Annotated in this window: 13 protein-coding genes; 9 read left to right on the forward strand and 4 right to left on the reverse strand. The window is 67.8% G+C overall.

Going from position 1 to position 14,311, the window contains the following annotated elements; all coding sequences use genetic code 11:
* Positions 1-191: 191 nt before the first annotated feature.
* Positions 192-944, forward strand: a complete 753-nt coding sequence (locus AB0N78_RS07265; protein ID WP_363387684.1) for an SDR family oxidoreductase — start codon at positions 192-194, stop codon at positions 942-944.
* 800 nt (positions 945-1,744) lie between these two features.
* On the opposite strand, the gene AB0N78_RS07270 is transcribed toward AB0N78_RS07265, so the two are convergent.
* From AB0N78_RS07270 to AB0N78_RS07285, 4 genes are all read right to left on the reverse strand, one after another.
* The gene (locus AB0N78_RS07270) at positions 1,745-1,987 is read right to left on the reverse strand and encodes a hypothetical protein (protein WP_363387687.1); all 243 of its coding nucleotides are present in this window, start codon (positions 1,985-1,987) and stop codon (positions 1,745-1,747) included.
* Between the two features lie 27 nt (positions 1,988-2,014).
* Positions 2,015-3,580, reverse strand: a complete 1,566-nt coding sequence (locus AB0N78_RS07275; protein WP_363387690.1) for a WXG100 family type VII secretion target — start codon at positions 3,578-3,580, stop codon at positions 2,015-2,017.
* A gap of 234 nt (positions 3,581-3,814) precedes the next feature.
* The gene (locus AB0N78_RS07280) at positions 3,815-4,417 is read right to left on the reverse strand and encodes a dihydrofolate reductase family protein (protein WP_363387693.1); all 603 of its coding nucleotides are present in this window, start codon (positions 4,415-4,417) and stop codon (positions 3,815-3,817) included.
* A 29-nt stretch (positions 4,418-4,446) separates the two neighbouring features.
* Positions 4,447-5,094: an HAD hydrolase-like protein gene (locus AB0N78_RS07285; protein WP_363387696.1), complete on the reverse strand. Its 648-nt coding sequence runs from the start codon at positions 5,092-5,094 to the stop codon at positions 4,447-4,449.
* Between the two features lie 40 nt (positions 5,095-5,134).
* On the opposite strand from AB0N78_RS07285, the gene AB0N78_RS07290 reads away from it, so the two are divergent.
* From AB0N78_RS07290 to AB0N78_RS07325, 8 genes are all read left to right on the forward strand, one after another.
* On the forward strand, positions 5,135-5,641 hold the full coding sequence (locus tag AB0N78_RS07290; protein WP_363387698.1) for a phosphoribosyltransferase: 507 nt from the start codon (positions 5,135-5,137) through the stop codon (positions 5,639-5,641).
* 194 nt (positions 5,642-5,835) lie between these two features.
* A complete protein-coding gene (locus AB0N78_RS07295) occupies positions 5,836-6,225 on the forward strand; it encodes a hypothetical protein (RefSeq protein WP_363387700.1) in 390 nt (129 codons plus the stop codon).
* A gap of 224 nt (positions 6,226-6,449) precedes the next feature.
* A complete protein-coding gene (gene ileS / locus AB0N78_RS07300) occupies positions 6,450-9,695 on the forward strand; it encodes an isoleucine--tRNA ligase (protein ID WP_363387703.1) in 3,246 nt (1,081 codons plus the stop codon).
* Positions 9,692-11,059, forward strand: a complete 1,368-nt coding sequence (locus tag AB0N78_RS07305) for a folylpolyglutamate synthase/dihydrofolate synthase family protein (protein WP_363387706.1) — start codon at positions 9,692-9,694, stop codon at positions 11,057-11,059. Before ileS ends, AB0N78_RS07305 begins: the two co-directional genes overlap by 4 nt.
* 108 nt (positions 11,060-11,167) lie before the next feature.
* Positions 11,168-12,163: a dihydroxyacetone kinase subunit DhaK gene (gene dhaK / locus AB0N78_RS07310; RefSeq protein ID WP_363387709.1), complete on the forward strand. Its 996-nt coding sequence runs from the start codon at positions 11,168-11,170 to the stop codon at positions 12,161-12,163.
* A 62-nt stretch (positions 12,164-12,225) separates the two neighbouring features.
* Entirely contained in the window at positions 12,226-12,873 is a 648-nt protein-coding gene (dhaL, locus tag AB0N78_RS07315) for a dihydroxyacetone kinase subunit DhaL (protein WP_363387712.1), read from the forward strand.
* Positions 12,870-13,568, forward strand: a complete 699-nt coding sequence (gene dhaM / locus AB0N78_RS07320; protein ID WP_363387715.1) for a dihydroxyacetone kinase phosphoryl donor subunit DhaM — start codon at positions 12,870-12,872, stop codon at positions 13,566-13,568. Before dhaL ends, dhaM begins: the two co-directional genes overlap by 4 nt.
* A gap of 63 nt (positions 13,569-13,631) precedes the next feature.
* Positions 13,632-14,243: a TetR/AcrR family transcriptional regulator gene (locus AB0N78_RS07325; protein ID WP_363387717.1), complete on the forward strand. Its 612-nt coding sequence runs from the start codon at positions 13,632-13,634 to the stop codon at positions 14,241-14,243.
* The last annotated feature ends 68 nt before the right edge of the window (positions 14,244-14,311 follow it).

The following is a 14,311-nucleotide window of genomic DNA, read 5'->3' on the forward strand; positions in this document are numbered from 1 at the left end:
GGAAGGGACTCCCAGGGGGGACGCGGCGGGGTGCAGGAGGGCGGGACGCAAAACCGCGTCCCCTCGCGTCGCCCACTCACCGGGCGGCGGCATCCGAACCACAACCCGGCTCGGTCCGCGGGCCAGCCTACGCCGGGGACAGCGCGGTCGTAGGGTCGACCCGTTCCACCCATCCCAGGAAGGCCTCCGTCATGACCAGCACTCCCACCCCGCGCGCCGTCGTCACCGGAGCCTCCTCCGGGATCGGTGCCGCCACCGTCCGCCGACTGCGGGCCGAGGGCTGGCAGGTGCTCGCCGTCGCCCGCCGCGCGGACCGCCTGGCCGACCTCGCCGACCAGACCGGTGCCGAGCCCTTCACCGCCGACCTCACCGTCCAGGAGGACGTTAACCGGCTCGCCGCACACGTCCAGGCCACCGGCGGCCTCACCACCCTGGTCAACAACGCCGGCGGAGCCTTCGGCCTGGAACCAGTCGCTGAGGCGAACCCCGACGACTGGCAGCGGATGTACGACATCAACGTGCTCGGCACCCTGCGGGTCACCCAGGCGCTGCTGCCCCAACTGATCGCCTCCGGCCGGGGTGACGTGCTGGTCGTGACCTCGACCGCTGCACTCGGTCCCTATGAGAACGGCGCGGGGTACACCGGGGTCAAGCACGCCGAGCGGATGCTCACCACCACGCTGCGTCTGGAACTCATCGGGCAGCCGGTGCGGGTGATCGACATCGAGCCCGGTGCAGTGGCCACCGAGGAGTTCTCGCTCAACCGGTTCGGTGGGGACGCGGAGCGGGCGGCGGCGGTGTACGCGGGGTACCAGCCTTTGGTGGCTGACGATATTGCGGACGTGATTGCCTTCGCGCTGAGTCGGCCGCATCACGTGAACATCGACACGCTGGTGGTGCGGCCGCGGGCGCAGGTGTCGAACACCCAGACGGCGAGGGGCTGAGTGCGTTCCATTGAAACAAGTGAGCTAGTTCGGTGTCCACGCGGCTCGACCATTCGAATGTCGACATTTTGCGTCGCAGTTCAAACTATTCCCGAAGGGTATATGTGTGGATTGATGTTTCACACGTTCGGCGGACAGTATGAGTGTAGTCGCCCCCGCTCATCCGGCTGGCGCTACCGTGAAAAGTCAAAATCGACCCCCGCGGAGCCATAAATTGGGCGTTCCTTAAGAGTCTATCACTCTTGGGCAGCGAGTCTCCCGAAAGGGCGAGACAGAGAAGTGCGCGCCCGCTGCCTTATAAAGACGCATTCACAGCGGGGCTCTAGGGTTTGGGAAAATGTTGCTGGCTACGAGGGTGAAGTCAGCCGCCCCGTACCCAAATCTAGATTCGTTCTAACTATCAAGACTGAATCGACGCATTATCGGGCCAGTTTCCACTCTGACGGAACAGGCGGCCGGCTCTGCCGGCAATATTTCTCCCCATGAGATCAAGCGGACGCCCGTCTTCCCACTCCACTACTAATTCTGGATCGAATCGGAGGCTGAGGATGCCGCGCTCGGGCCCCCCTTCCTCGATTCCACAGTCATAGCGCGCGCTGTTGCCTGATGCTTCAATCAAAACCGCAAATGCGCGAATTGCCACGATCTTCTCTCCGGGGGTCTTGTACGAAATAAGAGGAAGTGGCCGCTCACCGTGACATCCGCATGCCGTGCGCTTTCGGGTAGCGTCCAACAGGGGTGTTCGACAGGATTCGAAGCTCACCATTTGCGACTAAAAAATGAGCATTTATTGGTCAGAATCAAGCCATAAAAGACGCATTCTCGGGCCATGCGCCCGTTGTCTTGAATGCGTGACCGGCGCGGCGCGCAACGGCGCGCGCAATCATGTCAATAGGCCGACCGTCTTCCCATTCCGGAAATACATCATCGACAAATTGTAGATGAAGAACGCCTCGCTCAGGACCGTCTTCCGTCACCCCGCAGTCGTACCAGGATTCATTTCCTGATGAGTCGATCAGTCTTGCAAAAGCGCTGTATGCCACACCTAGCTCCTTGTTGAAATGGGCGAACTATTTCTTGGCTGCTACCCAGTCTGCAATCGTCTGAGCATATGCGTGTGCTTCATTATAGTGCGCGTTCGGGTGCGTTTGCCAGTACGCCGCCTCGGCGATCTCGTGCCGCATCAGAACGAGGTCTGAGGCATGCGGAGTCCCGTTGGATAGGCGAATGAATGCCTCGGCAATATCGGGATCCGCGTCAAATCGGGAAATAATCTCCGGGCCATATGCACCTCCGTGCAATCGGTGAAAATCAACGAGAACGTTATTTAGCCCAGATCGAACTTCGGCTACGTCAAAGCCGATATGGGCAGCTATGTTCTCGGCCAGAGATTTATCCGATCTAAGACTGTCATAAATGTCTTCTGCCCATGAAAACTGGTCTGATTCTAGCCGCGGTCGTGGTCGTATTGCTCCGCCGGTGTAGAGGTGGTTGCCCGTGTAGGGGTTGGTTCCTGGGAGGTGTGTGTTGATGCGTGTTGATAGTGGGGTGGTGAAGTGGTGGATGCGGTTGATGCCTGCGGTGAGGGTGGTGGTTGCGGATCGTAGTGCGGTGGTGATGGTGGTGGTGAGGTTGGGTGCCAGGCGTAGGCCGATGCGGGTGGCGAGGTTGATGCCGCCGCGTGCGGCTTTGAGCAGGATGCCGCCGGGGATGACGGTGAGTACGACGGAGAGGAGTGCTTGCCAGCCGGATTGGTTTCCTGCTTGCCATTCGAGGACGTCGTTGATCGCGAGGAGGGCTCCGGCGACGGTGGCGATGATCCCGGCGATCAGGGCGATGGGGCCGGTGAGGAAGAACGCGGCGATCGCGGCGATGACCACGACGATGGTGGCGATGGTGATCAGGGCTTGCCAGGCTCCTGAGGTGCGGATCTTGTCCCAGATGCTGTTCTCGGCCAGGGCTTGGTCGTGAGCGTGGTCGAGCTTGCTGATGGTGGTGTGGGCGTCGGTGTCGTAGGCGGCGGCGGCTTCAGCGACCAGCCTGCTGGCGGCGTCCAGGCGCGCCTGGGCCTGATCGACGTTGGCTGAGGCGGTGCGTTGAGCGGCGGCGGCGTCGTTGCTCGCGCGTTGGGCCCGGGAGATCTGTGCTGGCGTGGGGGGTTGGTTCGCGCTCGAGGGGTCAGCGTTGCGGTAGCGGACCGCGTCTCGTTCGATGGTGGACAGTGTTGAGCTGGCCTGTTGGGCGTGGGTGATCGCGGTCTGTAGTGCTGCTTGGGCCGCGCGCAGGTCGTTGTCGGCTGCGCGGGCCTGTTCCAGTCCGCGGTCCGCGCTTGCTTGGTGGTCTTCGAGGCGGCCTGCCCACCAGTTCATCGCATCACGTGCGCTCTGGTACGAGGTCTCGCATGCCTGAATCTGCTCGGGAAAATCTTCCATCTGTGTGCGGAACGTGTCCCCGGCCTGCCCGTGCCATATCCCGGTACCAGCAGAGGACTGCACCGCACGCACCAACTGCAGCGTCTGCGACGCCGCTGTCGCGGTATCGGCATACACCCGCGCGACCTGGCGAACACCCCACGCATCACCCGGAGTCGGATCAGACCACAACCCCACCACATGCCAATCAACCGGGCGGGACATCGTTCCCCCTCATGCTGGCTTCCAAGGCGAAGAGAGGGTAGCCAGCGAGAAGCAGGATGGCCAGGAGAATAGGGCGAACAAGGCGGATTGGGCGGAAAGTCTTTAGGTGTGGCGTGCGCATGCTCCCACTGGGCTGGGTCCAACTCCGCCTGTCAAGTGCGTGGACGGGTGGACTCCCTGGCGGGTGCGCTCGGGCACCGATCTGTGACTCCTAGGTTTGACCAAACGCGGTTATCACCTCGGTCGTGTCGCATGCCGCCGGTACGTGGTGTGCAGCACCAGATCCGTCGCCCGCGCAGCCACCGGCACCAGATCTACCGACGTCACCCCGTCGAACAACCGCTCACCGGCCCCGAGCAGTACCGGTGCCACATGCAGGCGCAACTCATCGATCTCCCCGATCAGCTGCCGCACCGTCGACGCCCCGCCGCACACCGACACATCCCGCTCCCCGGCCGCCGCACGGGCACGGTCCAGTGCTTCCCTCGCGCCACCGGTAACAAAGTGGAAAGTCGTGCCGTCCAGTTCCAGATCCGGCCGCGCATGATGGGTGAGCACGAACACCGGCCCGTGGTACGGCGGCACCGGACCCCACCAGCCGTCCCAGGGCGCGGCTGACTCCCACGGCCCGCGCACCGGGCCGAACATGTTCCGGCCCATCACGTAGGCCCCACTGGACACGATGGCCGTCAGCTCGGCCGCGTTCTCCTCTGCAGCCTCGAATTGCCAGCGGTGTACCGCCTCCCCGCCGACACCCAAGGGGTGATCGATGTCCTGTCTCGGACCCGCGACGAATCCGTCCAGCGACACCGCCAGATCACAGACCACCTCGGCCATGGGAGCCCCCTCGCTCGGAGGTTCCGACGCTAGCCGAGTCGGGTGAGCACCGCCTGCGCCAACCCGGAGGGCTCAGCGACCACCTCCACAGCCCCGGCTGTCACCAACTCCCCGGGCTCGGCGTACCCCCACCCGGCACCGACGGTGCCGATGCCGTGTTCACCCGCTCCGTGCACGTCGTGCTCGCGGTCACCGACCATGATCCGCGGTCCGGCGGCGTCCAGCCCCGCTATCGACAGTGCCCGGGCCACCACCTGCGACTTCGTGCCCCGCCGCCCGTCCATCGACGCCCCCGCGATGGCATCCACCCGCCGGGTCAGGTCGAGGTGTGCGCAGATCCGCACCGCAAACGGCTCCGGCTTGGAGGTCGCTACCACCAGTCGTGCCCCGGCGTCCCGCAGCGCGGCCAGCGCCTCCGGGATTCCCGGGTACACCGCGTTGTCGAACATCCCGGTGGCGTAGAACCGCCGGTAGGTCGCGATGGCCTGGTCCAGTCGCTCGGCCGGGACGCCGTGCCCGAGCAGGTTCTCGCCCAGCGGCGGACCCACGAACCCGCGCAGCTCGGCCTCGGATGGGGTGGGGATGCCGAGCTCGGCGTAGGTCGACCGGATGGACCCAAGGATCCCCGGCGCGGAGTCGGTCAGCGTGCCGTCTAGGTCGAGAAGCACCAAACTCATGCCCACCATCCTCCCAGCCGGACCGCACTACGCTGCGTCCATGACCATCGCCGAGGCAGCTGCCGGACAGGACCTTCCCGAGGACCGCGAGATTCTCACGTGGGACGACTTCGGGCAGGCGGCCCGTGATCTGGCCCGTGAGGTGGTCGACTCGGGCTTCGAGCCGGATGTGGTGATCGCGGTGGCGCGGGGCGGTCTGCTGCCCGCGGGGGCGTTGTCGTACGCGCTGGGGCTCAAGGCCTGTGATGCGCTCAACGTGGAGTTCTACACCGGGGTTGACGCTCGATTGGCTGAGCCGCAGGTGCTGCCGCCGTTCCTGGACACCGACGCGCTGATCGGCCGCCGGGTGCTGGTCGTCGACGATGTGGCCGACACGGGGGAGACGCTGGCGCTGGTGCAGAAGATCGTGGCGCAGCACTGTGAGGAGGCGCGCACGGTGGTGCTGTACAGCAAGCCGCACTCCATCGTGGCACCGGACTTCGTGTGGCGGCGGACGGCCAAGTGGATCACCTTCCCGTGGTCGGCGCTGCCGCCGGTGACTGCGTGAGCCGACGGGGCGGCGAGCGGGTCGTCCCGCAACTGTCAGGGGAAGTTGGCGCGTGGAATCGCCCCTGCGCGACTCCTGCGTGTTCGATCTGGGCGACTGCGCCACCCTCCGTCGTCCTGGACACGCTCGATTCCGCGATGCGGCATGCCGGCGCTCGCACCACCCGGGGCACCGAGAACGCCGTCGATGCGCGCATGCCCCGCAGCAGGTGGCGTGATGCGGTGTCCGTGCTCGGGATCGTCACGCTGACCGACATCATGATCCAGGAGAGGTCGGTGTTCCGCTCGGAGGCGATCGACCTCGACGAGTACGGGTGCGAGGTCGAGGTGCGGTTGCTCAAGGGCCCCGCGGATCAGCGTGCGATGCGCCTGGTGCCGCGTGCGATCGCCGACGCGGCGGGGCGACTGCGAGCCAGGGGAGTGCGGGTGGTCGTCGGGCCCTGGGAACAGTGGGCGCGCGGGAAGCGATACCCAGTGAGTTGGACCGGCGCGGACCCGTTGCCTCACGGTCGATGGCCCCGCGGGTGGCCCGATGTGGCCGATGGCGTCGCGCCGCCCGAACCCGGCTATCATCACCCGTCATAGGCACCGATCCGGCCATCACCGGGGAGCCTCCGGAAGAACAGGACTCTCGGGTCCCCAGTAGAACCGGACGGGTAGGCCCGTCACAGCCGCCATGAAGTGGTCGCACACGTCGCCAGGCGTGCTCGGCAAGCGGGGTGGTACCGCGGTTCCTGCGGCGGCGTGAGTCGTCGGAGGGGTCGTCCCCGGGACACCGCCGAACCGCCCGACCACAGGAGTGAGCCGTCATGGCCTACCCGATGCACCGCGACGACAACACCGCGCTGCCCGCCTCTCCGGATCTGCCCGCGCTGGAGCAGCAGATCCTGGCGTACTGGCAGCAGGACGGGACGTTCCAGGCGTCGATCGACCAGCGTCCGGCGGGGGAGAACGGGTCGAACGAGTTCGTCTTCTACGACGGACCGCCCTTCGCCAATGGGCTGCCGCACTACGGGCACCTGCTGACCGGGTACGCCAAGGACATCGTGGGTCGCTATCAGACCCAGCGCGGTCGTCGGGTGGAGCGCCGGTTCGGGTGGGACACCCACGGGCTGCCGGCGGAGCTGGAGGCGGAGCGGATCCTCGGCATCACGGATAAGTCGCAGATCGAGGAGATGGGCATCAAGGCCTTCAACGAGGCCTGCCGCACTTCGGTGCTGCGGTACACCAAGGAGTGGGAGGAGTACGTCACCCGGCAGGCCCGGTGGGTGGACTTCGAGCATGACTACAAGACGCTGGACCCGACGTTCATGGAGTCAGTGATCTGGGCGTTCAAGCAGCTCTACGACAAGGGCCTGGCGTACCAGGGGTACCGGGTGCTGCCGTACTGCTGGCACGACCAGACGCCGCTGTCCAACCACGAGCTGAAGATGGACGACGACGTCTATCAGGACCGCCAGGACCAGACGCTGACGGTCTCGTTCCCCTTCATCGGGGAGGCGGCGGAGGCGAAGGGACTGGCCGGGGTGTCGGCGCTGGCGTGGACGACGACGCCGTGGACGCTGCCGACCAACCAGGCGCTCGCGGTGGGCGCGGATGTCACCTATGTGGTGCTCCCCGCGGGGCCGAACGGGACCTCCGCCGGAGAGGGGCCCTTCCTGCTGGCCGCCGATCTGCTGGCGGGCTACGCGAAGGATCTGGGCTACGAGGACGCTGAGGCGGCGCGGGCCGCGGTGGGCCGGGAGCTGCCGGGCCGTGAGCTGGCCGGGGTGCGGTACCAGCGGCTGTTCGACTACCTGGCGGACCGCGATGACCTGGGCGATGCGTGGCAGGTGCTGCTGGGCGACTTCGTCACCACCGAGGACGGAACCGGTGTGGTGCACCTGGCCCCGGCCTACGGTGAGGTCGACTCCGAGGCCTGTGCGGCGGCGGGTATCCCGACGGTGTTGAGTGTGGACGACGGCGGCAAGTTCCTGCCCTTCGTGACGGACTTCGCCGGGGAGCAGGTCTTCGAGGCGAACCGGCCAATCAGCCAGCGACTGAAGGCCGAGGGCCGGGTGCTGCGCCAGGCCTCTTACGTGCACTCCTACCCGCACTGCTGGCGCTGCCGGAACCCGCTGATCTACAAGGCGGTGTCCTCCTGGTTCGTGCGGGTGACCGACTTCAAGGACCGGATGGTCGAGCTCAACGAGCAGATCACCTGGGTGCCGGAGCACATCAAGGAGGGTCAGTTCGGCAACTGGCTGGCCAACGCCCGCGACTGGTCGATCTCCCGGAACCGGTTCTGGGGCACCCCGATCCCGGTCTGGATCAGCGACGACCCGGCCTACCCGCGGATCGACGTCTACGGCTCCTTCGCCGAGTTGGAGGCCGACTTCGGACGGCTGCCACGCAACGACGACGGCGAGCCGGACCTGCACCGGCCCTACATCGACGAGCTGACCCGGCCGAACCCGGACGACCCGACCGGGCAGTCGACCATGCGCCGGATCGAGGACATCTTCGACGTGTGGTTCGACTCCGGGTCGATGCCCTTCGCGCAGGTGCACTACCCCTTCGAGAACACCGACTGGTTCGAGCATCACTACCCGGGTGACTTCATCGTGGAGTACATCGGGCAGACCCGCGGCTGGTTCTACCTGCTGCATGTGCTGGCCACCGCGCTCTTCGACAAGCCGGCGTTCCTGACCAGCGTGTCGCACGGGATCGTGCTCGGTTCGGACGGTCGCAAGATGTCCAAGTCGCTGCGCAACTACCCGGATGTCTCCGAGGTCTTCGACCGGGACGGCTCCGACGCCATGCGCTGGTTCCTGATGGCCTCGCCGATCCTGCGCGGCGGGAACCTGGTGGTCACCGAGGAGGGCATTCGGTCCGAGGTGCGCCAGGTGCTGCTCCCGCTGTGGAGCACCTGGTACTTCTTCGCGCTGTACGCCAACGCGGCGAAGACCCCGGTGCACGCCCGGCGGGTGGCCCCGGGCGACGAGCTGACCACGATGGACCGCTACCTGCTGGCCCGCACCCGCACTCTGGTGGAGCAGGTCACCGCGCAACTGGACGGCTACGACGTGCCGGGTGCGTGCGAGTCGGTCCGTCAGCACCTGGACCTGCTGACCAACTGGTACGTGCGCACCCAGCGGGACCGGTTCTGGCAGGAGGACGCCGCGGCGTTCAACACGCTGTGGACCGCGCTGGAGACCCTGACCCGGGTGATGGCCCCGCTGGCTCCGTTGCTGTCCGAGGAGGTCTGGCGCGGCCTGACCGGCGGGCGATCGGTGCACCTGACCGACTGGCCTGTGCTCGGCACCGGCTCCGAGGACGACCTGGCGTTGGCCCCCGCGGATGACCTGGTGGCGGCGGTGGACGCGGTCCGCGAGGCGGTGTCAACGGCCTTGGGTCTGCGCAAGGCGCACAGCCTGCGGGTCCGTCAGCCGTTGCACGAGCTGCGGGTGGCCGTGGCCGACCCGGCGGCGCTGGAGCCCTTCACCGGGCTGCTGGCTGCCGAGCTCAACGTCAAGGCGGTGCGGATGACCACCGTGGAGGAGGCCGGGTTGGACATCCGGCGCAACCTCGCGGTGAATGCCCGCGCGGCCGGTCCGCGTCTGGGTCGGGGTGTGCAGGCGGTGATCAAGGCGGCCAAGTCGGGTGCCTGGTCGGTGGACGCTGATGGTCGCGTGGTGGTCGTCACCGACGAGGGCGATGTCCCGCTGGTGGAGACCGAGTACGAGCTGACCACCACCATCGACGTCGCCGGTGGCGAGGAACTGGCCGCGGGGGTGCTGCCCAGCGGCGGGTTCGTGGTGCTGGACCTGCGCCTGGATGATGCGCTGCGCGCCGAGGGCTACGCCCGGGATGTGGTGCGGGCGGTGCAGGATGCCCGCAAGGCCGCTGGCCTGGAGGTCTCGGACCGGATCGTGCTGACCCTGGGCGTGCCGGAGGCGGAGCTGCCGGCGGTGCTGACGCACCAGGAGTTCATCGCCGCGGAGACCCTGGCCACTGAGGTGGTGACCGCCCCCGCTGGCGAGCTGACCGTGACCGTGGCGAAGGTGGACGCATGAGCAAGCCGAATGCCGAGGCGCTGGCCGCCCAGGCGCGCAGGGAGGCCGACGAGGTCTACGCGGGCATCCTGGAGCGGCGACCGGAGCACGACATCGACCCGACCATCGACCGGGTCCGCCAGGTCTGCGAGCTGCTGGGCGACCCGCAGCGCGCGTACCGAGTGGTGCATGTGACCGGCACCAACGGCAAGACCTCCACCGCCCGGATGGTGGAGCGGCTGGTGCGTGAGCACGGCCTGCGGACCGGACGGTTCACCAGCCCGCACCTGAGCCGGGTGACCGAGCGGATCGCCATCGACGGCGAGCCGATCAGCGATGAGGACTTCGTGGCGACCTGGCAGGACGTCGCGCCGTACGTGCACATGGTGGACGTCCGGGAGCAGGAGCAGGGCCGACCGGGGCTGAGCTTCTTCGAGGTGTTCACGGTGATGGCGCTGGCGGCCTTCGCCGATGCTCCGGTGGATGTGGCGATCATCGAGGTCGGCATGGGCGGTCGCTGGGATGCCACCAATGTGGTGGACGGCGAGGTCGCGGTGATCACCCCGGTGGCGCACGATCACGAGCGCTGGCTGGGGCATTCCCTGGTGGAGATCGCAGGCGAGAAGGCCGGGATCGTCAAGGACGGTGCCACCCTGATCCTGTCGACCCAACAGGAAGAAGCCGAGGCGGTCATTCTCGGCGAGGCAGCCGAACGGGGTGCCCGGGTGATCCGCGAGGGTGTCGACATCGAGGTGCTGGACCGGCAGGTCGCGGTCGGCGGGCAGCTCTTGACTCTGCGCGGTACTGGCGGGGTCTACACCGAGGTGTTCTTGCCGTTGTTCGGCGAGCACCAGGCGCACAACGCCCTGGCTGCGCTGACCGCCACCGAGGCGCTGATGGCCGGGGGCGGCGCGCTGGACGGTGGGGTGGTGGAGGCTGCCTTCGCTGACGTCGACTCCCCGGGCCGGTTGGAGATCGTGCGCAGCAGCCCGACGGTGATCGTAGACGGGGCGCACAACCCGGCGGGTGCGGAGTCGCTGGTGGCGGCGTTGGACGAGGCCTTTGCCTTCCAGCGGGTGGTCGGTGTGATCGGTGTGATGGGCGACAAGGACGCGGAGAACATCCTGGCGACCCTGGAGCCCGCGCTGGCCGAGATCGTGATCACCCGTGCGGGCTCCGATCGCTCGATGGAGGTCGACGACCTGGCCGAGGTCGCGGTGGACGTCTTCGGTGAGGACCGGGTACATGTGCGCGAGCGGTTGGACGACGCCGTGACCCTGGCTTCCGACCTGGCCGAGGGTGCGGTGGAACGGGGTGCCGGTGTGGTCGTGACCGGGTCCATCGTCCTGGTGGCGGAGGCGCGGGTGCTCTTCGGCCGCGGATGAACGGATGTGCAGCGCCCGTGCACGTTTCCTCCTTGACGTGCCGGGCCCGCCGCACGAATGTGGGTCGAACAGACGACGCCGTCTGCCCCCTGCGGAAAGGACTCGGCCGTGAAGAAGCTCATCAACGACCCGCAGAATGTGGTCGCCGAGTCGGTGGAGGGCTTCGCGCTCGCCCACGCCGACCTGGTGACCATGCATACCGATCCACTGTTCGTGGCCCGGGCCGGTGGGGCGGTGGCCGGGAAGGTCGGACTGGTCTCCGGGGGCGGGAGCGGACACGAGCCGCTGCACGCCGGATTCGTCGGTGACGGGATGTTGGACGCCGCCGTCCCGGGTGCGATGTTCACCTCGCCGACCCCGGATGCCATCGCCCCGGCGTTGGCCGTCGCCGACTCCGGCGCGGGGGTGCTCGCCATCGTGAAGAACTACACCGGCGATGTGCTCAACTTCGAGACCGCGGCCGAGCTGGCCGAGGCGGATGACATCACCGTGCGCACCGTGATCGTGAACGACGACGTCGCGGTGGAGGACTCGCTGTACACCGCGGGTCGACGCGGGGTGGCCGGGACCGTGGCGGTGGAGAAGATCGCCGGTGCGGCTGCGGCGCGTGGCGACGACCTGGACGCGGTGACGGCGGTCGCCCAGAAGGTGATCGACAACGTGCGGTCAATGGGCGTCGCACTGACCGCCTGTACCGTCCCGCACGCCGGAAAGCCCTCCTTCGACCTGCCGGACGATGAGATCGAGATCGGCATCGGCATCCACGGTGAGCCTGGCCGACACCGCATCCCGCTGGCCCCCGCCGATGAGATCACCCGGATGTTGCTGGACCCGGTGGCCGAGGACCTGGGGCTGACCTCGGGCGAGCAGGTGCTGCTGTTCGTCAACGGGATGGGTGGCACGCCGCAGAGCGAGCTGTTCGTCGTCTATCGTCAGGCTCGCAAGCTGCTCGAGCAGCGCGGGGTCGTCGTGGCCCGGTCGCTGGTCGGCAACTATGTGACATCACTGGAGATGCAGGGCGCCTCGGTCACTGTGCTCCGGCTGGACGACGAGCTGACCGCGCTTTGGGACGCGCCGGTCACCACGCCCGCGTTGCACTGGTGACGCGACAGCCGTAGTCAGCAGGATCGACGACGCAGGTTCGACGACCGGAGGTGCGACGGAGCATGGCAGCAAGCCTGGACGTGGACTGGGCGGTGGCGTGGACGCGACGTACCGCCGAGCTGGTGGCCGCGCACCGCGAGGAGCTGATCGAGCTGGACCGCCAGATCGGCGACGGCGATCACGGGGAGAACCTGAACCGTGGGTTCACCGCCGTGCTGGCCAAGCTCGACGCGTTGGACGCGCCACCGGCCACCCCGGGCGACGTGCTCAAGCTGGTCGCCACCACCCTGATGTCGACCGTCGGTGGTGCCTCGGGTCCGCTGTACGGCACGGCGTACCTGCGTGCCGCCAAGGTCACCGGGGTGCCGGAGCTGGACAGTCCCGCGGTCGTGGCGTTGCTGGAGGCCGCTCTGGAGGGTGTGGTGGCTCGGGGCAAGGCCGCACCAGGGGAGAAGACGATGGTGGATGCCTGGACCCCCGCCGTGGAGGCAGCCGTGGCCGCCGCGGACCAGAACGCCTCTCCGGCGGCGGTCCTGGCGGCCGCGGCCGAGGCGGCGCAGTCGGGTGCGCGAGCCACTGTCCCGTTGCTGGCGACCAAGGGTCGGGCGTCGTACCTCGGGGAACGGTCGGTGGGGCACCAGGACCCGGGGGCGACCTCTACCGCGCTCATCCTGGGTGCCGCGGCCGAGACAGCGGAGGCTGTGGCATGAGCGCCGGCGTGGCCCTGGTCCTGGTCTCGCACTCGGCGGCCATCGCCGACGGGCTTCGAGACCTGGCTGGCCAGATGGCGCCGGGGGTGCTGATCCTCCCGGCGGGGGGTGATCCGGCCGAAGGGCTGGGCACCTCGGTGGATCGAGTGACCGAGGCGATCAAGACCGCCGCCGAGGACGGCCGTCACGTGCTGGTGCTGACCGACCTCGGCTCGGCGGTGCTCACCACCGAGCTGGTGCTGGAGCTGCTGGACGAGGACGTCGCCGCCCGGGTGCAGATCGCCGACGCACCGCTGGTCGAGGGCGCGGTGGCTGCCGGGGTCGAGGCCGCCGGTGGCGCGGGGATCGAGGCGGTGCGTGCCGCCGCCGAACAGGCCGCTGGTCGACCAGCTGCGGTCACCGACGAGCCCGAGCCCGCGACCATGGCCGAGGACGCCGGAGCGATCACGGGTCAGGTCACGGTGCGCAACCCGCTCGGGCTGCACGCTCGTCCGGCGGCAGTGTTGTCGCGGATGATGGCCGGATTCGATGCATCGGTGCAGGTCAACGGGGTGAATGCCGCCAGTGTGCTGGCGCTGATGCAGTTGGCGGCCACCCAGGGTCAGGTGCTCACACTCTCGGCCACCGGACCGCAGGCTCGGGCCGCGGTGGACGCGTTCATCGGGGCGGTTGACGAGGGCTTCGGCGAGGTCTGATGTGACGGGGGAGACATCCCGCCAGGTCGTCCATTCCTTGCATCGCGTGCAAAAATGCATGCCATGCAAGAAGTAGACGAGGGGCTGCGGGCGCGCAAGAAGCGTGCCCGGCTGGAGGCCCTCGTCGACGCCACCCACCGGCTCGCAGACCAGCACGGTCTGGAACACGTCACGGTGGAGGCGATCAGCGCCGAGGCCGGGTGCAGTGTGCGGACGTTCTTCAACTACTTCGAGTCGAAGGACGACGCAGTACTCGGTCTGACCCCGTGGCACTTCGATCCCGAGGCAGCCGAGGTCTTCGCCGACGGTGGTCCGACCGGAGACCTGCTGGCCGACCTTCAGGAGCTGGTCCGGGTGATCCTGGACCATCCTCCGCTCGGCAAACAGCGCATGGCCCGGGCGTTTGATCTGGCCAAAGGCCACCCTGAGTTGCTGGTGCGGGCCTACTCCCTGATCCAGCAGCACCACGAGGACACCGCCGACCTGATCCGGCGGCGGCTTGGCCACGAATGCGACGAGGCGACCACGCAGTTGGTGGGCGCACTCCTGATGAGCCTGGCGCACAGCACCTTCGTGCGATGGGACAGCGCCGGTCAGCACGGGGAGGTGCAGGAGTATTTGCCTTCCGTCGTCAGCGACCTGGCAGGCATCCTGACCACCCGCGCCCCGGCCTGACCCCGGTCGACCCTGCTTCTTCCCTCACCGCCGACGTCGGCTCGCCGTGCGTCGGCGTGCCCCTGAGA

The organism is Cellulomonas sp. NPDC089187 (genome assembly GCF_040685135.1).
GTDB lineage: Bacteria > Actinomycetota > Actinomycetes > Actinomycetales > Cellulomonadaceae > Cellulomonas.